This is a genomic window from Isoptericola sediminis (assembly GCF_013085345.1).
GTDB classification, from domain to species: Bacteria; Actinomycetota; Actinomycetes; order Actinomycetales; family Cellulomonadaceae; genus Isoptericola; species Isoptericola sediminis.
Genome location: NZ_JABFAJ010000016.1, coordinates 1 through 22,402, shown reverse-complemented (window position 1 = coordinate 22,402; position 22,402 = coordinate 1). Strand labels below are relative to the sequence as shown.

General features: G+C 74.3%; 22 protein-coding genes and 1 pseudogene. 13 read left to right on the top strand and 10 right to left on the bottom strand.

The genetic code is table 11. The annotated features are described in order from the left end of the window. Positions 1 to 107 precede the first annotated feature (107 nt). Both HLI28_RS08925 and HLI28_RS08920 read left to right on the top strand, forming a co-directional pair. Positions 108 to 671, top strand: a complete 564-nt coding sequence (locus HLI28_RS08925; RefSeq protein WP_343035748.1) for a SigE family RNA polymerase sigma factor — start codon at positions 108 to 110, stop codon at positions 669 to 671. Further along, positions 668 to 1,849 carry a hypothetical protein gene (locus HLI28_RS08920; RefSeq protein ID WP_171247170.1) on the top strand — a complete coding sequence of 394 codons (1,182 nt, stop codon included), beginning with the start codon at positions 668 to 670 and terminating at the stop codon, positions 1,847 to 1,849. The genes HLI28_RS08925 and HLI28_RS08920 overlap by 4 nt, the downstream gene beginning before the upstream one ends. Positions 1,850 to 1,909: 60 nt before the next feature. On the opposite strand, the gene HLI28_RS08915 is transcribed toward HLI28_RS08920, so the two are convergent. Further along, on the bottom strand, positions 1,910 to 2,095 hold the full coding sequence (locus HLI28_RS08915; protein WP_171247169.1) for a hypothetical protein: 186 nt from the start codon (positions 2,093 to 2,095) through the stop codon (positions 1,910 to 1,912). Between the two features lie 65 nt (positions 2,096 to 2,160). Next, a complete protein-coding gene (purB, locus tag HLI28_RS08910) occupies positions 2,161 to 3,633 on the bottom strand; it encodes an adenylosuccinate lyase (protein WP_171247168.1) in 1,473 nt (490 codons plus the stop codon). 95 nt (positions 3,634 to 3,728) lie between these two features. Between purB and HLI28_RS08905 the strand changes: the two genes are divergently transcribed. Together HLI28_RS08905 and HLI28_RS08900 are read left to right on the top strand one after the other, a co-directional pair. Beyond that, positions 3,729 to 3,959 carry a hypothetical protein gene (locus HLI28_RS08905; protein WP_171247167.1) on the top strand — a complete coding sequence of 77 codons (231 nt, stop codon included), beginning with the start codon at positions 3,729 to 3,731 and terminating at the stop codon, positions 3,957 to 3,959. After that, positions 3,956 to 5,485, top strand: a complete 1,530-nt coding sequence (locus tag HLI28_RS08900) for an alpha/beta hydrolase family protein (RefSeq protein ID WP_171247166.1) — start codon at positions 3,956 to 3,958, stop codon at positions 5,483 to 5,485. Before HLI28_RS08905 ends, HLI28_RS08900 begins: the two co-directional genes overlap by 4 nt. Positions 5,486 to 5,501: 16 nt before the next feature. Here the strand turns inward: HLI28_RS08900 and HLI28_RS08895 are convergent, their stop codons facing one another. Then, entirely contained in the window at positions 5,502 to 5,894 is a 393-nt protein-coding gene (locus HLI28_RS08895; RefSeq protein WP_171247165.1) for a phage holin family protein, read from the bottom strand. A 70-nt stretch (positions 5,895 to 5,964) separates the two neighbouring features. Between HLI28_RS08895 and hisC the strand changes: the two genes are divergently transcribed. Then, entirely contained in the window at positions 5,965 to 7,044 is a 1,080-nt protein-coding gene (hisC, locus tag HLI28_RS08890) for a histidinol-phosphate transaminase (RefSeq protein WP_343035746.1), read from the top strand. Positions 7,045 to 7,089: 45 nt separating this feature from the next. On the opposite strand, the gene HLI28_RS08885 is transcribed toward hisC, so the two are convergent. Beyond that, complete coding sequence (locus HLI28_RS08885) at positions 7,090 to 8,829, bottom strand: pyruvate dehydrogenase (protein WP_171247163.1); 1,740 nt, start codon at positions 8,827 to 8,829, stop codon at positions 7,090 to 7,092. 402 nt (positions 8,830 to 9,231) lie between these two features. On the opposite strand from HLI28_RS08885, the gene HLI28_RS08880 reads away from it, so the two are divergent. After that, positions 9,232 to 9,630 carry a VOC family protein gene (locus HLI28_RS08880; protein WP_171247162.1) on the top strand — a complete coding sequence of 133 codons (399 nt, stop codon included), beginning with the start codon at positions 9,232 to 9,234 and terminating at the stop codon, positions 9,628 to 9,630. A 33-nt stretch (positions 9,631 to 9,663) separates the two neighbouring features. On the opposite strand, the gene HLI28_RS08875 is transcribed toward HLI28_RS08880, so the two are convergent. From HLI28_RS08875 to HLI28_RS08865, 3 genes are all read right to left on the bottom strand, one after another. Further along, complete coding sequence (locus HLI28_RS08875) at positions 9,664 to 10,344, bottom strand: SDR family oxidoreductase (RefSeq protein WP_171247161.1); 681 nt, start codon at positions 10,342 to 10,344, stop codon at positions 9,664 to 9,666. 72 nt (positions 10,345 to 10,416) lie between these two features. Next, positions 10,417 to 11,340 (bottom strand): RNA polymerase sigma-70 factor, encoded by a 924-nt coding sequence (locus tag HLI28_RS08870; protein WP_171247160.1) that lies wholly within the window; start codon positions 11,338 to 11,340, stop codon positions 10,417 to 10,419. 4 nt (positions 11,341 to 11,344) lie between these two features. Then, positions 11,345 to 12,553: an NAD(P)/FAD-dependent oxidoreductase gene (locus tag HLI28_RS08865; RefSeq protein WP_171247159.1), complete on the bottom strand. Its 1,209-nt coding sequence runs from the start codon at positions 12,551 to 12,553 to the stop codon at positions 11,345 to 11,347. 62 nt (positions 12,554 to 12,615) lie between these two features. On the opposite strand from HLI28_RS08865, the gene HLI28_RS08860 reads away from it, so the two are divergent. Continuing rightward, complete coding sequence (locus tag HLI28_RS08860; protein ID WP_171247158.1) at positions 12,616 to 12,954, top strand: nuclear transport factor 2 family protein; 339 nt, start codon at positions 12,616 to 12,618, stop codon at positions 12,952 to 12,954. Position 12,955: 1 nt separating this feature from the next. Here HLI28_RS08860 and soxR read toward each other — a convergent pair whose 3' ends face one another. After that, positions 12,956 to 13,423, bottom strand: coding sequence for a redox-sensitive transcriptional activator SoxR (soxR, locus tag HLI28_RS08855; protein ID WP_171247157.1), 468 nt, complete (start codon positions 13,421 to 13,423; stop codon positions 12,956 to 12,958). A gap of 47 nt (positions 13,424 to 13,470) precedes the next feature. Here soxR and HLI28_RS08850 point away from each other — a divergent pair, with 47 nt between their 5' ends. Together HLI28_RS08850 and HLI28_RS08845 are read left to right on the top strand one after the other, a co-directional pair. Next, the gene (locus tag HLI28_RS08850; RefSeq protein ID WP_171247156.1) at positions 13,471 to 14,166 is read left to right on the top strand and encodes a thiamine pyrophosphate-dependent enzyme; all 696 of its coding nucleotides are present in this window, start codon (positions 13,471 to 13,473) and stop codon (positions 14,164 to 14,166) included. Next, positions 14,163 to 15,146: a transketolase family protein gene (locus HLI28_RS08845; RefSeq protein ID WP_246246588.1), complete on the top strand. Its 984-nt coding sequence runs from the start codon at positions 14,163 to 14,165 to the stop codon at positions 15,144 to 15,146. The genes HLI28_RS08850 and HLI28_RS08845 overlap by 4 nt, the downstream gene beginning before the upstream one ends. Here the strand turns inward: HLI28_RS08845 and pdxR are convergent. Continuing rightward, positions 15,130 to 16,536: a MocR-like pyridoxine biosynthesis transcription factor PdxR gene (gene pdxR / locus HLI28_RS08840; RefSeq protein ID WP_171247155.1), complete on the bottom strand. Its 1,407-nt coding sequence runs from the start codon at positions 16,534 to 16,536 to the stop codon at positions 15,130 to 15,132. The genes HLI28_RS08845 and pdxR overlap by 17 nt on opposite strands. 47 nt (positions 16,537 to 16,583) lie before the next feature. Here pdxR and HLI28_RS15545 point away from each other — a divergent pair. Then, positions 16,584 to 17,081, top strand: a pseudogene (locus HLI28_RS15545) (pyridoxamine 5'-phosphate oxidase family protein); the annotation flags it as partial. Positions 17,082 to 17,294: 213 nt separating this feature from the next. On the opposite strand, the gene HLI28_RS08830 reads toward HLI28_RS15545, so the two are convergent. Beyond that, positions 17,295 to 19,343, bottom strand: coding sequence for a BCCT family transporter (locus tag HLI28_RS08830; protein WP_343035745.1), 2,049 nt, complete (start codon positions 19,341 to 19,343; stop codon positions 17,295 to 17,297). A 416-nt stretch (positions 19,344 to 19,759) separates the two neighbouring features. On the opposite strand from HLI28_RS08830, the gene pdhA reads away from it, so the two are divergent. The 3 genes from pdhA to HLI28_RS08815 all read left to right on the top strand — a co-directional run. After that, complete coding sequence (gene pdhA, locus HLI28_RS08825) at positions 19,760 to 20,935, top strand: pyruvate dehydrogenase (acetyl-transferring) E1 component subunit alpha (RefSeq protein WP_304602785.1); 1,176 nt, start codon at positions 19,760 to 19,762, stop codon at positions 20,933 to 20,935. Beyond that, positions 20,932 to 21,942, top strand: a complete 1,011-nt coding sequence (locus HLI28_RS08820; RefSeq protein ID WP_171247154.1) for an alpha-ketoacid dehydrogenase subunit beta — start codon at positions 20,932 to 20,934, stop codon at positions 21,940 to 21,942. Before pdhA ends, HLI28_RS08820 begins: the two co-directional genes overlap by 4 nt. Positions 21,943 to 21,956: 14 nt before the next feature. Next, a partial coding sequence (locus tag HLI28_RS08815; RefSeq protein ID WP_343035744.1) for a biotin/lipoyl-containing protein occupies positions 21,957 to 22,402 on the top strand: 446 nt, incomplete at its 3' end.

Genomic DNA, 22,402 nt, shown 5'->3' with positions numbered 1-22,402 from the left:
GTCCGCGCGGCCCGTCCGGCATCCCGACACCAGGAACGACGGCGGAGCAACCTCTTCCCGATCCACCGCGTGTTCCCCGTGTGACAGTCGTGCGAGAAGATCCTTCCGTGCCTGAGCCATGGACCCCGGTGGTCGTGGCTCGTCCCGGCGAGCGCAGCGGTCGTGATGCCGAGTTCTCGGCCTTCATGGCGCAGGCCGAACCCGTCCTGGGCCGCATGGCCTACCTGCTCACCGGCGACCGCCATCGTGCCGAGGAACTCGTCCAGCAGGCACTGGTGCGTACCTACGTCGCCTGGCCGCGTGCACGGGCCCGCGATCCGCTCGCCTACGCCCGCCGGGTACTGGCCAACGCGCGCATCGACACGTGGCGCAAGAACCGCCGCGAGGTCCTGGTCCCACCGGACAACCTGCCCCACGGCCGGCACGCCGCCGCCGACGGCGGTCACGCGGACCGTGACCTGCTGGTGCGTGCCCTGGCGCAGCTCCCGGAGCGCCGCCGGCGCGTCGTCGTGCTGCGCTACCTCGTCGACCTGGGGGAGCGGGAGGTCGCCGAGGACCTGGGGATCAGCGTCGGCGCGGTGAAGTCCGCCGCGTCACGAGGGCTCGCGCAGCTGCGAGGAGTCCTGGCCGAGACGAACGGAACCACGGCAGAGACGGAGGCCGCGCGATGAACGACGACCAGCTGATCGAGACGATGCGCGGGATGGCCGCGGACATCCCGACCGTCGGCGTCGACCGGGAGCGTGTGCTCGTCCGGGGACGCCGGCGACGGGCGGCCCGCGCGGTGGGTGTCACCGGGGCGGCCGGGATGCTGTGCGCGGGGATGGTCGGGGCCGCGCTGGCCTGGCCGGTCCCGGGTGGGGGGCCGACGCCGGCCCCGGCCCCCGCCGCCTCGACGTCCGCCCCGGAACCGTCGTCCGACCCGTCGCCCGACCCGTCCGGTGACGCTGCTCAGGAGCCGACGTCGTGGGAGACCTACCCCGCCTCGCCGGACGACGGTGAGCACGCGGTCGTGGACTACTCGGCAGGCACCATCCGGCTGCCGGAGGACGACTGGCGCCTGACGGCGCAGGAGCAGGCGGTTGTCGAGACCGCCCGGCAGTACCTGATGGTCCAGTGCCTGACGGAGGCGGGGCTCGGCGACGAGGTCGAGTTCGTGGGGCCGGTCCCGGCGTACGACGCGCGGCAGCGTGGTCTCGGGCTCTGGTCGTCGCAGGACCTCGACGGGGACTACGACGCCCTGGCGGCCCGCGACACGTTGGGAGTCGGGATCCCGGACGGGCCCAACGACACCTCGGTCCCCGGCGAGGGGCTGTCGGAGGCGGAGTCGGCGTGGGAGGACTGCCACGGGGAGTCGCAGGCCGTGCTCACCGGGCCGGACGCGGTGGAGCTGGAGTCCACCGGCAGCGGGGAGCCGGCCCTGGCGGCCGACCTGGGGACCTCGTACCGGACCGAGGAGGCGAGGCAGGGTCTTGATCCGGCGAGACGTCAGGTCGCCCGCCAGGCGCGGGAGATCGTGGTCGAGTGGGAGGACTGCCTCGCTGCCGAGGGGCTGACGGCGATGGACGTGTCCGCGATGGTGCCGGACGGCGTCGTCGATCTCGACGAGTCCTCGGGCGAGCCGACGCTCGTCGGCACGGCCGAGGAACGTCGGCAGGTGGCCGAGGTCGACGTCCGGTGCAAGCAGACGCTGGGTACCGTCCAGCGGCTCGCGGACCTGGACGCCGCCGTGCAGGTCGAGGACATCGCCGCCCACCCGGAGCACTTCGAGGTCCTCCGCGAGCTCACCGCGGAGATGCTCGCCAACGCCGAGGACGTGCTGGAGGAGGCCGGCGTCGAGATGCCGTGAGGGCGTCGGCAGGTCCCGGCCCGTCCAGGGCCGGGACCAGCCGGCGTCACCGGGCCGGGATCAGCCGGCGTCGAACCGCTCGTGGTCGTCGGTCTCCTCGTACCCCGTGTCGACCTCCACCGCGGCCCCCTTGAACCGCGGGTCCGTGACCGCCGGGTCGTGGGAGAGCAGCAGCCGCGCGAACTCGCTGTGCCGGACGCGCGCCCCGTCGTGGCCGGGCTCCTGCTCCGACGCCTGCGTCGTCATCATCGCCTCCTCGGCCGGTTCACTCCAGCATAGGCGCGACCCGCGGACCGCACGGGGCCCGGCGTTCAGTCCAGGTACTCGTCCACGAGCCGGGCGGCGATCCCGGTGTAGGACGCCGGGGTGAGCTCGGCCAGCCGGGCCGCGACGTCGTCGGGCAGCCCGAGGCCGCCGACGAACTCGCGCATCCGGGCCTGGTCGACCCGGTTCCCGCGGGTGAGCTCCTTGAGGCGCTCGTACGGGTTCTCCATGCCCTCGACACCGGCGACGGAGGCCGCGCGCATCGCCGACTGCACGGGCTCGCCGAGGACCTCCCAGTTCTCGTCGAGGTCCTCGGCCATGAGGTCGGCGTTGACGGCCAGGGCCTGCAGTCCGCGGCGCACGTTGTCGATCGCGAGCAGCGAGTGCCCGAACGCCGGGCCGATGTTGCGCTGCGTCGTGGAGTCGGTGAGGTCCCGCTGCAGACGGCTCGTCACCAGCGTCGCGCCGAGCGTGTCGAGCAGCGAGCAGGAGATCTCGAGGTTCGCCTCGGCGTTCTCGAACCGGATCGGGTTGACCTTGTGCGGCATCGTCGAGGAGCCGGTGGCACCCGCGACGGGGATCTGGGTGAAGAACCCCATCGAGATGTAGGTCCACACGTCGGTGGCCAGGTTGTGCAGGATCCGGTTGAACCGGGCCACGTCGGCGTAGACCTCGGCCTGCCAGTCGTGCGACTCGATCTGCGTGGTCAGCGGGTTCCACGTCAGGCCCAGGTGCTCGACGAACCCGCGCGAGACCGCCGGCCACTCGGCACCCGGGACGGCGACCGTGTGCGCGCCGAAGGTGCCGGTGGCGCCGTTGAGCTTGCCGAGGAACTCGGCGCCCTCGACGCGGCGGAGCTGGCGCCGCAGCCGGTGCGTCAGGACCGCGAGCTCCTTGCCCATCGTCGTCGGGGTGGCGGGCTGGCCGTGCGTGCGGCTCAGCATCGGCACCTCGGCGTGCTCGCGGGCCATGTCGGCGAGCTGGTCGGCCAGCGCCGTGGCGGCGGGCAGCCACACGTCGGTGACGGCCCCGCGCACCATCAGGGCGTAGGACAGGTTGTTGACGTCCTCGGACGTGCAGGCGAAGTGCACCAGCTCGCTCACGGCGGGCAGGTTCGTCTCGCCGAGGATCTCGGGGGCGTCGGCGATGCGGCGCTTGATGAAGTACTCCACCGCCTTGACGTCGTGCACCGTCTCGCGCTCGATGGCGCCGAGCTCGGCGATCTCGGTCGCGCCGAACGTCGCCGGGATGGCGCGCAGGTACGTGATCTCGGTGTCCGTCAGGCTCGGCGCGCCGGGCACCACCGGGCCGGGGACCGTGTCCGTGCCGTTGCACAGCACGATCAGCCACTCGACCTCGACGTGGAGACGCTCGCGGTTGAGGGCCGCCTCGCTGAGGTGGTCCACCAGCGGGGCGACCGCGGAGCGGTAGCGGCCGTCGAGCGGACCGAGGGCGATCGGCGGGGTGACGTCGGCCAGGGACACACGGGTGGGCTGCACAGTGGAGGTCACGACCGGCATTGTCCCACGGGCGCCCTCCACCCCCAGGGGCGGGTGTCCACAGTGCGGGCAGGGGAGCCCGACCGCGAGGCGCCGGCGCTCCTAGCGTCCCCGGCATGTTCGTGACCACCTCCGACGTCGCCACCGCCGCGGCCCTGCTCCGGCGCGCACGCCACCGGCTCGAGGACGCCACCGCCGCCCTGCATCGGGCGCGCGGGCCGGGCTGGGAGTCCGCGGCCGGTGACTCCTGCCGGGACGCCGTCGCCGAGGTGCTCACCCTGCTGGACGCCGACGGCGCCACGCTGCAGCAGGCGGACGGGGTCACCGCCAGGTGTCTCGACGGGTGAGCCGGGACCCGCGGGACACCCTGCGCGTCGTCGGCGGCGCGACCCTCGACCGGGTGGACGCCGACGCCGTCCGCGACGCCGCCGGGCACCTGGACGCCGCCGCGGCGTCCCTGCGGTCCGCCGCGTGGGACTGCTCGGAGGCGGGCCGTGCGCTGGAGCGCGCGGTGTGGACCCCGGCTCCGTGGGGCGAGGCCGACCCCGCCCGACCGGCCCGGCTACGGCGTGCCGGGACGCTCGCCGGCGACACCGCCGGGGCCCTGGGGGCGCGCGCCGCGGTGTGCACGACGCTGGCCGACCGGCTGCGCCGCGCCGCCGGGCTCTACACGCACGCCGAGTCCCTCGCCGAGCAGGCCGTCGGGGCGGGCGTGACCGTCGTCGCCGGGGCCGTCGGGCTCGGGGTGACCGGGTTCCTGCGCAGTCCCGCCGGCCTGCCGGCCCTGCTCACCGGTGCCGCCGGCCTCGTCGTGCTCTCCGCCGCGGCGCCCGACCCGGACATGCCCCGGCCTGCTCCGCCGCCGTCACCGTCGCCGGCCGAGGACGGGGACAGGGGCGGCTGGTTGCTCCGCACCGCCGCCCCGTTCGTCGACGAGGCGTTGGCCGGTGCCGGGGTCGGGGTGGCGCTCGCGGCCCCGGACCTGGCCGCCGGGGACCTCTCGGTGACCGGGGGAGCGCGGGTGCTGTCGGCGGCGGTCTCCGCGGTGCTCGGGTCCCGGCCGGTGCACGTCGACCTCGTGGAGCCCGGTGAGTTCGACACCGGGCCGCCCGCCGGCGACCACCGGCCCCTCGCGGACGTCGAGGAGGCGCTGGCCCGCACCGCGGACCTCTACCCTCACGGCAGCGGCGTCCCCGGACGCCCGACCCCGGGAGCGCCGCCCGGCACCGTCGCGGTCCAGGAGGTCGTCCGCGCCGACGGCAGCTCGTCGTGGACCGTGCTCATCCCGGGGACCCAGGCCCTGCTCTCCCCGGCGAACCCCTTCGACGTCGACACCGACCTCGACCTGATGGCCCACCGGTCGGCCGACGTCGCCGACGGGGTGGTCCAGGCCCTGGCCGACGCCGGGGCCCGCCCCGACGAACCCGTGGTGCTGGTGGGGCACTCCCTGGGAGGGATCGCGGCCGTCGCCCTGGCGTCCTCACCGGCGTTCCGGCGTCGGCACCGGGTGGGCGGCGTGGTCACGGCGGGTGCCCCGACCGCGACCTTCCGGACGCCGCCGGGCGTCCCCGTGCTGCACCTGGAGACCACCGAGGAGCTCGTCTCGCCGCTGGACGGGCGCTCCAGCACCGAGAACCCGGCGACGGCGGACCGGGTGACCGTGGGCCGTGACCTCGCGGACTCCGACGACCCGGTGGACCGGTCGGCGTCCGGTGGGGTGGCCACGGCGCACTCGGTGGCCACGCACCTACGCACCCTGGAGCACGCCCGCGCGCTGGACAGCGTGCAGGTCGCCGGGGTCGTCGGGCGGATCGACCGGTTGCTGGACGGCGATCGCGCCGAGACCCGGTACTACCGGGTCCGGCGCGGGTGAGCCGCCGGTGTGCGGGTCAGTCCTTGTCGCCGGGGACGACCCAGCCGATGACGGCCTGCAGGATCGCCAGGATCAGGGCGATCCACAGGTACCACCAGAAGCCGCCCTCGATCGCGAGCCCCCAGTCGCCGAGCCACCCCTGGCTGGTCACCCACTCCGTCAGCCACAGCATTCCGGCGTTGATGATCAGGTAGAAGAGGCCGAGCGTGAGGATCAGCAGCGGGATCGACAGGATGCTGACGATCGGCTTCACGATCGAGCTGACCAGCGTGAAGATCAGCCCGACGCCGAGGATGGCGAGGATGCGTCCGAGGACGTCGTCACCGCCGAAGATCTCGAAGCTGTCGAAGATCAGGTCGCAGATCCACAGGGCGAGCGAGGTCACCACGAGTCGCGCGAGGAAGTTCATGGCCGACATCGTGGCAGGTCTGGCGCCGTACGGCACCCCTTGCCGGCATGAGGTGGCATCCTGGACCGTTGTGAGCTCACCGGCATCAGAGAAGACCGTCCCCCTGCGCCCCGCCGTCGCGGCGCTGCCCGCCTACGTCCCGGGGGCGCGTCCCTCGGGCCGGGCGTGGAAGCTGTCCTCCAACGAGAACCCGTACCCGCCGCCCGCCGCCGTCGTCGCGGCGATCACCGAGGCGGCTGTCGAGGTCAACCGGTACCCCGACATGTTCGCCACCGAGCTCGTCGAGGCGCTCGCCGCGCACGTCGGCGTCGACCCGGCGCAGGTCGTGGTCGGCAACGGCTCGGTGGCCGTGCTGCAGCACGTGCTCGAGGCGGTCCTCGAGCCGGGCGACGAGGTCGTCTACCCGTGGCGGTCCTTCGAGGCGTACCCGATCCTCACCGCCGTCGCGGGCGGAGAAGCGGTCACCGTGCCGCTGACGGCGGCGGGCAGGCTCGACCTGCCGGCGATGGCCGCAGCCGTCGGCCCCCGGACCCGCGTGGCCCTCGTGTGCACCCCCAACAACCCGACCGGCCCCGTCGTGCAGGCCGACGAGCTGGAGACGTTCCTGGCCGAGGTGCCCCGCGACGTGCTCGTCGTCGTCGACGAGGCCTACCTGGAGTTCATCCGTGACGCCGAGGCGCCCGTGGGCATCGACCTGCTGCGCCGTCACCCCAACGTCGTGCTCGTGCGCACGATGTCCAAGGCGTCGGGCCTGGCGGGGCTCCGCGTCGGGTACGCCGTCGCCGAGCCGCGGCTGGCCGCGGCGGTGCGGTCGACCTCGACGCCGTTCGGCGTGAACCACCTGGCGCAGCGGGCCGCCCTGGCGACGTTGCAGCCGGCCGTGCAGGCCGAGCTCGCCGAGCGGGTCGAGCACCTCGTGGCCGAGCGCACCCGGGTGTGGGACACGCTGCGCGAGCAGGGCTGGGACGTCCCCGACACGCACGCGAACTTCGTCTGGCTGGCCACGGGGGAGCGGACGGTCGAGCTCGCGGCCGAGGCGTCCGCCGCCGGCGTGCTCGTGCGTCCGTTCGCCGGCGAGGGCATGCGCGTCAGCATCGGCGAGGTCGAGGCGAACGACGCGTTCCTCGCGCTGGCCGCCGGCTGGCGCTGACCGCCCGAGGTGCCGGCCGGCGCTCGTCGCCGGCCGGCACCCGCGTCACCGCGGCAGGTTGCGCAGGTTCGAGCGCGCCATCGACATGACCTCGCCCATGCCGCCGCCGAAGATCTCCTTCGTCATGGCCGTGGTGAACCCGCGGATCTGACCGGAGGTGATCGACGGCGGGATGGACAGCGCCCGCGGGTCCGTCATGACCTCCACGAGGGCGGGGCCGTCCGTGGCCAGCGCCGTCGAGAAGGCCTTGGCCAGGTCCTTCGGCTTGGTCACCCGCTGGGAGGGGATGCCGACGGCGGTGCCGATGGCGCTGTAGTCGACCTCCGGCGAGTCCGTGCCGTGCGAGGGCAGCCCCTCGACGAGCATCTCCAGCTTCACCATGCCCAGGGTGGAGTTGTTGAAGACGACGATCGTCACCGGCAGGTCGTTGGCCCGCACGGTGATGAGCTCGCCGAGCAGCATCGACAGGCCGCCGTCACCGGCCAGCGCCACGACCTGCCGGTCGGGCTGGGCCATCGAGACGCCGATGGCGTGCGGCAGGGCGTTCGCCATCGAGCCGTGGATGAACGAGCCGATGACGCGGCGCCGGCCGTTCGGCGTGATGTACCGGGCGGCCCAGACGTTGTTCATGCCGGTGTCCACGGTGAAGACGGCGTCGTCGGCGGCGGCCTCGTCGAGCTGGACGGCGGCGTACTCGGGGTGGATCGGGGTGTGCTTCTCCACGTTGCGCGTGTACGCGCCGACCACCTTGGTCATCACCTTGGCGTGCCGGTCGACCATCGACTTCAGGAACCTGCGGTCCGACTTGCGCTGGATGCGGGGGTTCAGCAGTCGCAACGTCTCGCCGACGTCGCCGTGCACGGGCAGGTCCAGGCGGGTGCGCCGGCCGAGGTGGGAGGCGTCGATGTCGATCTGGGCCGTGGGGACGTCGGCGGGCAGGAACGAGTCGTAGGGGAAGTCCGTGCCGACGAGGATCAGCAGGTCGGCCTCGTGCACCGCCTCGTGGCAGGAGCCGTAGCCGAGCAGCCCCGACATCCCGACGTCGTGGGGGTTGTCGTACTGGATGATCTCCTTGCCGCGCAGCGAGTGCCCGACCGGGGCCGCGGCCAGGTCGGCCAGCTCGAGGACCTCGTCGCGGGCGTCGCGAGCACCCGCCCCGACGAACAGCGTGACCTTGCGGGCGGCGTCGATCGCGTCGGCCAGGGCGGCGACGTCGTCGTCGTGGGGGACGACGCGCGCCGGGCAGGCGCCCGGGATGAGGATCGGGGCGTCGTCGTCGGGCACCTCCTCGTCGGCGACGTCGCCGGGCAGCGTCAGCACCGCGACGCCCGGCGCGGCCAGCGCGTGCTGGATCGCCGAGCGGGTGACGCGCGGGAGCTGGGCCGCGGTGGAGATCATCTCGGAGAACACCGACGCCTCGTTGAACAGACGGTCCGGGTGCGTCTCCTGGAAGAACTTCGTGCCGATCTGCGCGCTGGGGATGTGCGAGGCGATGGCCAGCACCGGCACCCCGGAGCGGTTGGCGTCGTAGAGCCCGTTGATGAGGTGCAGGTTGCCCGGCCCGCAGGAGCCCGCGCAGGCCGTGAGCTTGCCGGTGACCTCGGCCTCGGCCGCCGCCGCGAAGGCGGCCGCCTCCTCGTGGCGCACGTGCACCCAGTCGATGCCGTCGGTGCGGCGGACGGCGTCCACGACGGGGTTCAGGGAGTCCCCCACGATGCCGTAGACGCGTTCGACGCCGGCGGCGACGAGCTGGTCGACGAGGTGTTCGGCGACGGTGCGGGCCATGCGGGACCTCCAGCGAGAGACGTGCGGGCTCCTGCGATGCTGCCCCAGCAGGTCCCCGAGCGCGCGGTGAAGGACGACGTCGCCGCTCACGGCGTTGCTCGCGGGACACCGTCGGGGCGTCGATCGCGGCGTCCGTCCGGAGAAGGATCGCGGGGGTGTCCGTCCTGCAGGATCCGCGACACCCCGGCGTTCGCCAATCCCGCACGGCGTGAGTCTCACGCTGTCCGTGAGCAGCGTTCGCCGGGCCCCCGGGGCTCCTGCCGCGAGCACATGTCTGACGTCGCGGCCCGCCGCCCGCCGCCCGCCGCCCGCCGCCCGCCGCCCGCCGCCTGCCGTCCGAGCGCTGCGGCTCTCGCCGACGTGGCGCCTCGCCCGGGCGGTGCCGCGTGGTGGGATGGGCGGGTGCCAGGACTTCATCACGTCGAGCTCTGGGTGCCGGACATCGAGGCCGCCGCGGCCGGGTGGGGCTGGTTGCTGGAACGGCTCGGTTTCGAGCCGACCCAGCAGTGGCCGGAGGGGCGCACCTGGTCGTGCGCCGGTGCGTACCTGACGCTGACGACCTCGCCGAACCTCTCCGCCGCGGACCACGACCGTCGTCGTGCCGGGATGAACCACCTCGCGTTCGACGGCGGCACGTCGGACCAGGTCGACGCCCTGATGGCCGCCGGCCCGGCCCACGGGTGGACGCCGCTCTACGGCGAGCGCTACCCCCACGCGGGCGGGCCGGACCACTACGCGGGCTGGTTGGAGAACGCCGCCGGGTTCAAGGTCGAGGTCGTCGCGGATCGGACGTCCGGGTAGCCGACCGCGGGGACACCGGCGCCGCGCCGACGCCTACCGCAGGTGGCGCAGCGCGGCCGGGATCGTCTCGTCACCGGTCGTGAACCGCACGAACTTGCCGATCGTCTCGTCGATGCGCAGCGCAGCGGCCGCCACCTGGGCGACGTCGGCGCGCGGCACCTCGGACGGTGCCCCGCGCTCGACCGTCTCACCGTCGGCGAGCACCCGGATCTTCCCGGTCGGGGGACCGTCGGTCAGCGACCCCGGGCCGAGGATCGTCCAGTCCAGGTCCGTGGTGCGCAGGTGGTCGTCGGCGGCCAGCTTGGCGTCGGCGTAGGGGAAGAAGCTGTTGTCCTCCGGCACGCCGTGGTCGGGGACGGACCCGATCCAGGACACGATGAGGTAGCGGCGCACCCCGGCCTGCGCGGCGGCGTCCATCGAGCGGATGGCGGCGTCCCGGTCGACGGCGTAGGTGCGGTCGGGGTCGCCGCCGCCGGCTCCCGCCGCCCACACCACGGCGTCGGCGCCGGCGAAGGCTCGCGCCATCTCCTCGGTGCCGGCGTTCTCGACGTCGAGGAGCAGCGGGTCACCGCCGAGGTCGGCCACGCGGTCGACCTGCTCCTCCTTGCGGACCACGCCCACGACGTCGGCCGCGGGCCCGGCGCCGCCGTCGGCCAGCAGCGGGACCAGCAGCTGCGCGACCTTGCCGAGCGCTCCGATGACGACGACCTTCATGACGGACCTCCGTGATGTCGGGGAAGGTCCCCCTACCGTCGCGCACGCCGCGGCGGAGCGCCACCGATACCGTCATCCGCGGTGCCGTCGGGCCTCGACACCGGCCGAGTGCACCGCCCAGGCGTCGGCCACAGGACCGAGGTGGGCGAGCTTGTCGGGGTTGATCACCCCACGGACGGTCTGGATCCGGCCGTCCAGCACGTCGAGGGCCATCACGGCGAGGACCTTCCCCTCGGCGGTGCGGATGACGACGCCGGGCTGGCGGTTCACCTCGTGCGCCTCGATGCGCAGCTCGCCGGTGGGCAGCATCTCGGCCATCGCCACGAGCGCCCGGACCACCCGGGTCACGCCGGTGAGCGGCCGGCGGAAGGCCGGGGCCTTGCCGCCGCCGTCGCCGACGACCGTCACGTCGGAGGCCAGCAGCTCGGTCAGGCTCTCGACGTCACCGGCTCGCATCGCCTCGACGAACCGCGCCGCGAGCTCGTCCCGCTCGCGGCGGTCGGCGTCGAAACGGGGGCGGCCGTCGGCCATGTGCCGGCGTGCCCGCACGGCGAGCTGGCGGCACGCCGCCTCCGACCGGTCCACCGTGGCGGCGATCTCGGTGAAGTCGAACCCGAAGACGTCCCGCAGCACGAACACGGCGCGTTCGAGCGGGCTGAGTCGTTCGAGCAGCACCAGCGCCGCCATCGACACGGAGTCGGCGAGCTCCGCCGCCCGCTCCGGGTCCTCGTAGGGGTCGTCCAGCAGCGGCTCCGGGAACCAGGTGCCGGTGTACTCCTCGCGACGCACCCGGGCCGAGCGCAGCACGTCGATCGAGATGCGGGTGACCACCGCGGACAGGAACGACTTCACCGAGGCGGGTTCCGTGGCCGTGGCCTCGTACCGCACCCACGTCTCCTGGACGGCGTCCTCGGCCTCGCCCACGCTGCCGAGGATCCGGTAGGCGATCGCGAAAAGCAGCGGTCGCAGCGCGGTGAACTCCTCGGTGCGGGTCACCGTCTCAGCCTGCCATCCGTGCCGGCGTGGTGTCGGCCCGGTGCCCGGAGCCGCCCCAGCGGATCGCCCCGGGGACACGGCGGGACAGGCCGATCGCCGACACGACGCCGCGCACCTGGAACCGCTTGGCCGCACGGGCCACCGGACCGGTCAGCGCGCGGCCGGTCGCGACGTCGTCCCGCGTGGTCGGCTGCAGCACTGCGGCCTGCGATCCCAGGCTGACGGTTCGTCCCACGAAGCCGAGGTCGAAGGGCCCCGCGCTGCCCGTGCCGAGCGCCTCGGCGCGCAGCACGTCGGCGGCGTGCGCCCCGGAGGGCAGCGCGAACTGGCAGGACATGCTGTACCGCCCGCCGGCCGGGGCCTCGGTGTGCCCGGCGTCGCCGACGGCGAGCACCTGCGGGTGCGACACCGAGCGGAGCCCGGCGTCGGTGCGAACCGCCCCGGCGTCGTCGACGGCGAGACCCGCCTCGCGGGCGAGCGGTGGCGCGGCGAACCCTCCGCACCACACGGTGAGGTCCGACGACACCTCGCCGCCGTCGTCGAGGTGGAGGCGGTCGTGCTCGACGGCGCGCACCCGGGCCCCGCCGACCGCCTCGACGCCGAGCCGGTCCAGACGGGTGCGGACGAACGCCGCTGCGCGGTCGGTGAACCAGCCGCCCACCTCGCCGGAGGTGACCAGGCGGACCGCCAGGTCAGGGCGCGCCTCGGCGAGCTCACCGACCGTCTCGAGCCCGGTGAACCCGCCGCCGACGACGGCGACGTCGGCGCCCGCGGGCAGGTCGCCGAGCGCTGCTCCGAGGCGGTCGGAGGCCTCCAGCGACGCGACCGCGTGGGTGTGCTCACCGCCCGGGACGGGGACCGGTTGCGTGACGCTGCCGGTCGCCAGCACCACGTGGTCGAACCCGAGGGTGTGCGTGCCGTCGGGTCCGGAGACGGTGGCGCGTCCGGCGTCCGGGTCGAGTCCCGTGACGGTGCCCTCCAGGATCGTGACGTCGGGTCCGAGGAGGTCGCGCAGGTGCGGCGCGGGCACGGCGCGACCCACGGCCTGCTGGTGGAGGCGCAGCCGGTTGACGAACTGCGGACGAGGGTTGACGACGGTCACGTGCACCCGGCCGCCGGACCGTCCGGCCAGCCGGACCGCCGTCATGGCACCGGCGAAGCCGGCGCCGACGATCAGGACGTGGGTGCTCGGGGTGTGCTGCAGAGGTTCCATGACCACGGGACGAGACGGCGCCCGCGGCTGTGACATCGGCCCGTCCCGCCTACGGTCGAGGGATGGACGCGACCACGGACGAGCTGATGGCGATCGAGCGACGACTCGCGCGGGGCACCGGTGCCGACTACGCCGAGGTGCTGCACCCGGACGCGGTCGTCGTCGTCCCGGGCGCCGTGCTCGACAAGGCGGCCTGCGTCGCGGCGATGGACCACTCGCCGGGCTGGGACGACGTGGACCTCGGCGAGGCGCGGCTCGTGCGCAGCGACGACACGGCGACGGTGGTCTACCGGTTCACCGGACGCCGGGGTGGGGACAGCTACGCGGCGACGCTGGTCAGCACCTACGTGGCCGTGGACGCCGGATGGCGGATGCTGCTCCACCAGCAGACGCCCGACTGAGTCACCGCCCCGCGCCCACGTCCGACGGGTCGTCGCCCTCCAGGTAGCGCGGCCCGGGGCCGAGCGCCGCGGCGCGGTCGTCGGGGTTCTGCAGCGCGCACCGGTCCAGCGACAGGCAGCCGCACCCGATGCACGAGTCGAGGTCGTCGCGCAGCCGCTCCAGCGTGGCGATGCGCTCGTCGAGCAGCCCCCGCCAGGACCGGGACAGCCGGCGCCAGTCCGCGGCCGTGGGCGTGCGGCCGTCCGGCAGCGTCGCCAGGGCGTCGCCGATCTGCTCGAGGGTCAGGCCCAGGCGGGACGCGGTGCGGACGAACGCCACGCGACGCAGGACCGTGCGCTCGTAGCGCCGCTGGTTGCCGCCGCTGCGCTCCGCGGCGATGAGTCCGCGCTGCTCGTAGAACCGCAGGGCCGACGGGGCGACGCCGCTGCGCCGGGCGACGTCACCGATCGTCAGGTACCGCTCGACCACGCCGTCTCCCTTGACCTCAAGTGAACTTCATCTTTCACCATCGTGCCATGACGACAACAGCCCTCGCCCCGGACCGGGTCCGTGACCTCGTGGCCCGCGTGACCGGCGACGAGAAGCACGACCCCAGCGCCCACTCCACCCTCGACGTCGTGCGGGTCCTGTACGACCGCGTGCTGCACGTGGACCCGGACCGCCCCGACGACCCCGACCGGGACCGGTTCGTGCTGTCCAAGGGACACGGTCCGGCCTCCACGTACGCCGTGCTCGCCGCGCGCGGTTTCTTCCCCGCGGCGTGGCTCGACGACGTCGCCTCGTGGAGCTCACGGCTCGGCCACCACCCGGACCGGACCCTCGTGCCCGGCATCGAGATCGGCAGCGGCTCGCTCGGGCACGGCCTGCCCCTCGCCGTGGGGATGGCCATCGGGCTGCGGGGTCGCTCACCCGCCCGGGTCGTCGTCCTCGTCGGGGACGCCGAGCTCGACGAGGGCAGCAACGCCGAGGCCATCCAGGTCGCGGGCCGGTTCGGGCTGGCGAACCTCACCTGCGTGGTCGTGGACAACCACAGTGACGGGTACGGCTGGCCCGGCGGCATCGCGGCGCGGTTCGCCGTGGAGGGGTGGACGACGACGGACGTGGACAACCGCTCGGACGACCGGCTGGCGGCCGCGCTGAACCGGCGGGACGCCGACCGGCCCACCGCCGTCGTCGTCGACACCACCCGTGGGTCGGAGGTGGTGGCATGAGCGCCGGCGCCCCGCGCGGGCCCGGCATGCGCGCCCGCTTCTACGCCGAGCTGGACCCCGTCCTGGCGGCCCACCCGGACGTCGACGTCGTCCTCGCCGTGATCGGTGCCGGGAACCTCGCGCCGGTCGCGGCCCGGCACCCCGGTCGGGTGATCGACGTCGGCATCCGCGAGCAGGCCATGATCGGGGTCGCCGGCGGGCTGGCACTGACCGGTCGCCGGCCGATCGTGCACACCTACGCGCCGTTCCTCGTCGAGCGGGCGTACGAGCAGCTCAAGCTCGACCTCGGCCACCAGGACGTCGGGGCGATCCTGGTCAGCATCGGGGCGTCCTTCGACGCCAGCACCGAGGGCCGCACCCACCAGGCGCCGGCCGACGTCGCGCTCGTCTCCGCGCTGCCCGGGTGGACCGTGCACGTCCCCGGTCACCCCGACGAGGTCGCGGCGATGCTCCACGCCGAGGCTGCGACCGACCGTCGCGTGTACCTGCGGCTGTCCACCGGTCAGAACCGCCGGCCGTGGGCCGCTCCCGACGGTCGCCTCGTCACGATCCGTCCCGGCCCGCCGGAGGACCCGCTCGTGCTCGCCGTCGGACCGATGCTCGACACGGTGCTCGAGGCCACCGCCGACCTGCGGGTCCGGGTGGCGTACACCGCCACCCCGCACCCGCTGGACGCCGCCGGGCTGCGCTCCCTGGCCGGGCCGACGCCGGTGCTCGCCGTCGTCGAGCCGTCCCTGGAGGGCACGAGCGCTGCCGCGGTGGCCGCGGCGCTCGCGGACCGCCCGAGCCGGGTGGTCCACGTCGGGGTCCCGCGGGACGCCGAGCTGCGCCGCTACGGGTCGGCCGCCGACCACGCCGCCGCGCACGGTCTGGATGCGGCCGGCGTCCGGCGGCGCGTCGAGGAGCTGCTCGGTGCGCGCCCCGGCCTGCTCGCGGCGCCGGGCGGTCCGGACCCACGGGCGGTCAGCCCGTCACGGTGATCTCGGCGCGGATCGTGCGCAACGCGTCCCGCAGCGCGGTCACCGGTGGCGGGGCGTAGCCGAGCACGAGCCCGTCCAGCCGCAGCCCGGACCCCTCGACGACGTAGTCCTGCAGGTCGGCGACCTGCACGCCGCGCCCGCCCAGGCGCTCCACGACGGCGTGCGCCGGTGTCGTGGAGAGCTCGAGCACCGCGTGCAGGCCGCCGTCCAGGGCGCGGACCCGGACACCGGGCAGGCCGGCGAACGCCTCGGCCACGAGGCGTCGCCGGTCCCGGTAGTCCCGGCGGCACCGGGCCACGTGCCGGCGCAGCGCACCGGTCGACATCAGGTGCGCCAGCGCGTGCTGGACCACGGAGGCCACCGTCGCACCGCGACCCGTGCGGGCCGCGAGGATCGCCTCGGCCGCCGCCGTGCCGCCGTCGGGCGCCCCGCCGGTGCCGGACGGCAGCACGAGGTACCCGCACCGCAGCGACGGGTCGAGGATCTTGGAGAACGAGCCCACGTGCACCACCACCCCGTGCTCGTCCAGGGTGGCCAGGGCCGGCAGCGGCGAGCCGCGGTGCCGGAACTCGGAGTCGTAGTCGTCCTCGATCACCAGCACCCCCTCGGAGGCGGCCCAGCGCAGCAGCCCCAGCCGCCGGGCGACGGGCAGGGCGCCGCCGAGGGGGTACTGATGGCTCGGCGTGACCATGACGGCGTCGAGCGGGGCGTGCGCCTGTGCGGTGCGCAGGGCGTCCAGGTCCAGGCCGTGGTCGGTCACCGGCACGGGGACGAGGGCGCCACCGGCCGAGACGACGGCGCGTCGGCCGGCCCGGTAGCCGGGGTTCTCCACGGCCACCCGGGGCCCGCGGCCCGGGCCGGCCAGCGCCTCGACGACCAGCGAGATCGCCTCGGCCGTGCCCGCGGTGACCACCACGCGCCGCGGGTCGGGCGCGAACCCGCGGCTCAGGGCGAGCTGGGTCGCGACCTGGCCGCGCAGCGCGGGTTCGCCCGTCGGGTCGGGGTAGCGCGGTGCGACCGGGACGGCCAGGGCGTGCCGCCAGGCGGCCCGGCGGTCCCGGTCCGAGATCATGGCCACGTTCGGGACGCCGGGCTGCAGGTCGACGACGTCGGCCGCTCGCGCGGGGGACGACCGCTCCGCCCGGACGGGCCGGTCCGTGGCCCGGGGCGCCCCGGCGAGGGTGGCGGCGACGCGCGGCACCGCACCGTGGCGCAGCACGAGGTACCCCTCGCCGTCGAGCTGCTCGTACGCGGCCGTCACGGTGCCGCGGGCCACGCCGAGCTCGGCGGCCAGCGTCCGCGTGGAGGGCAGGGGGTCGCCCGCACCGAGCCGGCCGTCGTGGACCATGTCACGCACGAGGTCGGCGACACGGGCGGTCTTGGTGGTCACGCCCGTCAGTCTCGCACTGGACCGGTGAGAACGGACGGATCTGGACCATGTCCTGGTCCAGCATGCTGCCTACGGTCGGGACCGTGAGCACCGAGACCTCTCCCGCCGTCCCCCTTCCGTCCCTGCGGGTCCGCCGCAAGCCGGCGCGCCAGAGCGCCGACCCGGAGGTGCTCGACCGCCTCCTCGCCGAGGGCAGCCTCGCCCACGTGGCCATGGTCCGGGACGGGTACCCCGTGGTGCTGCCGTACCTGTACGGCGTCGGCGACCTCGAGGACGGGCTCGGGCGCCGGCTGCTGCTGCACGGGTCCACCGGCGGCGGGCTCTTCCTCGACGCGGGGCCCGAGGGGGTGCCCGTCTCCGTGGCGGTCACGCACCTCGACGGCCTCGTCTACGCCCGGTCCCTGCACGACAGCTCGGCGAACTACCGCTCGGCGATGATCGTGGGGCGCGCGACCGTCGTGCCGGACGACCGGCGGGCGGCGGCCCTGTGGTGCGTCGGTGACCACCTGATGCCCGGCCGCCGGGCGGAGGTGCGGGAGATGACCGCCAAGGAGGTCGCCGCCACCCAGGTGCTGCAGGTGCCGCTGGACAGCGTGAGCGTGAAGGTGCGCGCCGGTGGCGTCGGCGAGGCGGTGGACGACGGGGAGGACCACGGCGTGTGGGCGGGCGTGGTGCCGATGGCGACCACAGCGGGTGTGCCCGCACCGAGCCCCTTGTCCGCCGGCACGGCGGGGCACCGGTCTAGCGGCCGGGTACACCTAGCCGGTCGGCCGCGGTTCCTCCTCCGCGTCCTGCGGCCGGCCGTCGGGTTCCAGCCCGTCGAGGGTCTCCGGACGGGGGTTGCCGTCGTCGTCGAGCTGACCGCCCTGGTCGAGGAACTCCTGGGAGTGCTCGAACTCCGGGGTGTCGAAGACCTCGCCGGCCAACGGGTCCTCGACCGGCTCGACCTCCACGGGATCGCCCGTCTCCGGGTCGATGACGACGTCGCTCGGGTGCAGCGCCCGGTAGGAGATGATCGGCGACTCCGGCTCGCCGTCGACCCTCGCGCCGTCGCCGTCGGCCCCCGCACGGTGCCCGTCCGACGCCGTCGGGGCGAACCCGTACAACGTCGTCGACAGGGCCGGTCCCCGTCGGTGCCGGTGCTCCGCCGGCGCCAGGTCGGGTTCGGCCTCGTCGGTCGGGGGCAGGACCTGGATGTAGCGGGGCATCGTGGCCACCTCGTGCCGGAACGCCTTGACCAGCGAGACGCACGCCAGCACGAGGATGATCGAGAACGGTGCGGCGGTCGAGATCGACAACGTCTGCAGCGCCGTGAGCGCGACGTTGCCGCCGACCACGAGCAGGACCGCGGCCGCCAGCCCCTCGAGGACCGCCCAGTACACACGGGTGGTGGTGGACGTGTGGGTGCTGCCGCCGCTGGCGAGCATGTCGATCACCAGCGACCCGGAGTCCGAGGAGGTCACGAAGAACAGCACGACGACGACCATCGCGACCACGCTGAGCAGCACCGGCAGGACGCCGGGGAACGTCTCGAAGAACTGGAACAGCGCGGTGGTGCTGTCGACCACCATCTCGCCCGTCTCCGGGTCCTCGACCAGCATGTTCCCCTGCTCGCGCTGCTGCAGGATGCCGGAGTCCCCGAAGATCGTGAACCACAGCAGGCTGGCGGCCGTGGGGGCCAGCAGGACGCCGACGACGAACTCGCGGATCGTGCGCCCCCGGGAGATGCGGGCGATGAACATGCCCACGAAGGGCGCCCAGCTCGTCCACCAGCCCCAGTAGGCGATGGTCCAGGCGGCCTCCCAGCCGTCGCTGGCGAAGGGTCCGGCGTGGAACATCGTCTCCGGCAGCAGCGACAGGTACGCCCCGGCGTTCTCGGGGATCGCCTTGAGCAGGAAGATCGTCGGGCCGAGCAGGAAGACGACCAGCGCCAGCACGGCGGCGGTCGACATGTTGAAGTTCGACAGCCACTTCAGGCCCTTGTGGACGCCGGTCACCACGGACCAGACCGCCACGGCGGTGATGCCGGTGATGAGGCCGATGATGAGCGGGTCGGTCGTCTGCGCCCAGCCGAGGAACTCCAGGCCGCCGAGGATCTGGCTGATGCCGAAGCCGAAGGAGGTCGCGACGCCGAACAGCGTGCCCACGATGGCCACGGTGTCGACGGTGTGGCCCATCCAGCCCTCGACCCGCCGACGGCCGAGCAGGGGTTCGAGCAGCCAGCGCACCGCGAGCGGGCGACCGCGACGGAACGACATGTAGGCCAGCCCCAGGCCGACGACGGCGTAGATCGCCCATGGGTGGAAGCCCCACTGCAGCATCATCAGGCCGACCGACTCCCGGGCGGCGTCGTCCGACTGCGGGGCGTTGCCGAAGGCCTCCGGCGGGGTGACGTAGTGGCTCAGCGGCTCGGCGACGCCGAAGAACACCAGCCCGATGCCCATGCCGGCGCTGAAGAGCATGAGGAACCACGAGACGGTCCCGAACTCCGGCCCCTCGCCGTCGCGTCCGAGCCGGATGTGGCCGATGCGCGTGAAGGCGCAGTACAGCGCGAAGACCAGGAAGATGTTGACGGCGATGACGTACCACCAGCCGACACCGTCCGTGATCCACGTGTTGAGCTGGGAGGTCGCGTCGTCGAGGGTGTCGCCGGCGACGCGCGCGAACACGATCGTCGCGATGATCAGACCGAGGATGACGATCGACGCCGGGATGAAGACCGGTTTGAGGACGGCGGAGCGCAGCTTCCCGGCGCTCCGGTCCGGCGTGTCGGGGGTGCGGTCGGAGGTCGAGGGGGTGGAGGTCACGATGCGTCCCTGGATCGGTCGTGCGGTGGACGGATGTTCCTCGGGCGCGTGCGGCCCGGCGACTGTCGACACCCCCTGCGGTCGTCGACCGGTCCACGCGTCCGAGGCCGGACCGGCCCTCGTTCACCTGTCCTCCACCGTAGAGGATCCGCGGGTGGGGCACCGGCGGGGGACCAGCGGGTGCCGGCGGCGTCGCCGGTGGGACCGCGACGGCGAGGGTTTGGAGGAAACCTCCAAGGCCGTGCGGAAGACCTTGGACGGCATGCTGGGGGGTGGCCGACGGGGTCGTCAACCTACGCTGTCGTAGGCTACGAAGGCGTAGGTTCCGGGTCGACGCGCGTGCGGATCGCCTCCCGGGCCTGCGCACAGCCGGAGCAGCCCAGCCCCGCCCCGGGGCCGCCAGCGAAGGAGACCGCGTGCCGCACCAGGCCAACGCAGGGTCCGTCGGCGAGTCCGCCGACGTCACCCCGCTCGTCCAGCTCGTCACTCCCACCGGGGAGCGCGTCCACGAACCCGACAACGCGGGCGACCGTCCCGGCTACGCGGCGCGTGTCGCGCACCTCGGTGCCGACGACCTGCGCGCGATGTACCGCGACATGGTCCTGACCCGCCGTTTCGACGACGAGGCCACGGCCCTGCAGCGTCACGGCGAGCTCGCCCTGTACGCCCAGTCGACCGGGCAGGAGGCCGCTCAGGTCGGTCCGGCGCACGCCCTGGCGCCCCAGGACATGGTCTTTCCGTCCTACCGCGAGCACGGGATCCTGCACGTGCGCGGCGTCGACCCCGTCGACCGGCTGCGGCTGTACCGCGGCCAGGACCACGGCGGGTGGGACCCGGCCGAGCACAACGTCTCGTTGTACACGCTCGTCATCGGCTCCCACGTGCTGCACGCCACCGGGTACGCGATGGGCGTCCAGCGCGACGGCGCCGTCGGGACCGGCGACCCCGCACGCGACACCGCCGTCGTCGCCTGCTTCGGCGACGGCGCCACCAGCCAGGGCGACGTCAGCGAGGCGCTCGTGTTCGCCGCCGTCAACGACGCCCCGGTGGTGTTCTGGTGCCAGAACAACCAGTGGGCGATCTCCGAGCCCACCACCCGCCAGTCGAGCGCCCCGCTCTACCGTCGCGGCGAGGGCTTCGGTGTCCCCGGCGTGCGCGTCGACGGCAACGACGTGCTCGCCTGCTACGCGGTGATGGCCGAGGCGCTGGAACGCGCGCACGCCGGCCACGGGCCCACGTTCGTCGAGGCGTACACCTACCGGATGGGTGCTCACACCACCTCCGACGACCCGACCCGGTACCGCGAGCGGGCCGAGGAGGAGTACTGGCGCCGGCGCGACCCGATCGAGCGCCTCGCCGCCCTGCTGCGGGCCGAGGGGCACTGGGACGAGCAGTGGGCGGCCGACCTCGCCGCCGAGGCCGACGCGCTCGGCGAGAGCCTGCGGGCCGGGGTGCGGGCGCTCGGGGCGCCGGAGACCACGTCGATGTTCGACCACGTCTACGCCACGCCGCACGCGCAGGTCACGGCCGAGCGCGAGTGGTTCGAGACGTACGAGTCCGAGACCGGCGACGCGGCGGAGGTGGCCCGATGAGCACCGAGACCATGCCCCTGGCCAAGGCCATCACCGCCGGCCTGCGCGCCGCCCTCGACGCCGACGACACCGTGCTGCTCATGGGTGAGGACATCGGCCGGCTCGGCGGCGTCTTCCGCGTCACCGACGGGCTGCAGAAGGACTTCGGCGAGCACCGGGTCGTCGACACCCCCCTGGCGGAGTCCGGGATCGTCGGCACCGCGATCGGGCTGGCGATGCGCGGCTACCGGCCCGTCTGCGAGATCCAGTTCGACGGCTTCGTCTTTCCCGCCTACGACCAGATCACCACCCAGCTCGCCAAGCTGCACAACCGCTCCGGCGGCCGCATCCAGGTGCCCGTGGTCATCCGTATCCCGTACGGCGGCGGGATCGGCGCCGTCGAGCACCACTCGGAGTCGCCGGAGGCGCTGTTCGCGCACACCGCGGGGCTGCGCGTCGTCTCGCCGGCCACCCCGCAGGACGCCTACGACATGATGCGGGCGGCCATCGCCTCCCCGGACCCGGTCATCTTCCTCGAGCCCAAGGGACGCTACTGGTCCAAGGGCGAGGTGGACCTGGAGGCCCCGGTCCCCACGATCGCTGCCGACGCCGGCACCCCGGACCCGCTGGGGACGGCCCGGGTCGCGCGCGCGGGCACGGACGTCACCCTGGTCGCCTACGGTCCGACGGTCGCCACCGCGCTGTCCGCCGCCGAGGCGCTCGCCGAGGAGGGCACCAGTGCCGAGGTCGTGGACCTGCGGTCCGTGTCCCCGCTGGACGTGCCGACCGTCGCCGACTCGGTCCGCCGCACCGGGCGCTGCGTCGTCGTGCACGAGGCGCCGTCGTTCCTCGGGGCCGGGGCCGAGCTGGCCGCCCGTCTCGCCGAGGAGTGCTTCTACCACCTGGAGGCGCCCGTGCTGCGCGTCGGCGGGTTCCACGCCCCGTACCCGGTGGCGAAGCTCGAGCACGAGTACCTGCCGAGCGTCGACCGCGTCCTGGACGCCGTCGACCGCGCGATGTCCCACTGATGCCCAGGAGCGAGATGAGCACCCAGCGTTTCCCCCTGCCGGACGTCGGCGAGGGACTGACCGAGGCCGAGATCGTCGAGTGGAAGGTCGCGGTCGGTGACACCGTCGCCGTCAACCAGGTGGTCGTGGAGATCGAGACCGCCAAGTCCCTCGTGGAGCTGCCCAGCCCCTGGGCCGGCACCGTGACCGGGCTGCTCGCCGAGGAGGGCACCACCGTCGACGTCGGCACGCCGATCCTGGAGATCGGCGACGGGTCGGCGGCGTCCCCCGGGTCCACGGCGCCGGAGGCGCCGGCGCAGGCCGCTCCCGCCGAGCCGGCCGCCGAGCCGGCCACCGCGGCGGACGGGGAGTCCTCGGGCTCGGTGCTCGTCGGGTACGGCACCGCCGACGCCGGCGCGGGCGGACGGCGTCGCCGCCGTCGCGGGGGTGCGAGCACCGCCGCGGCGACCCCGCCGGCCCC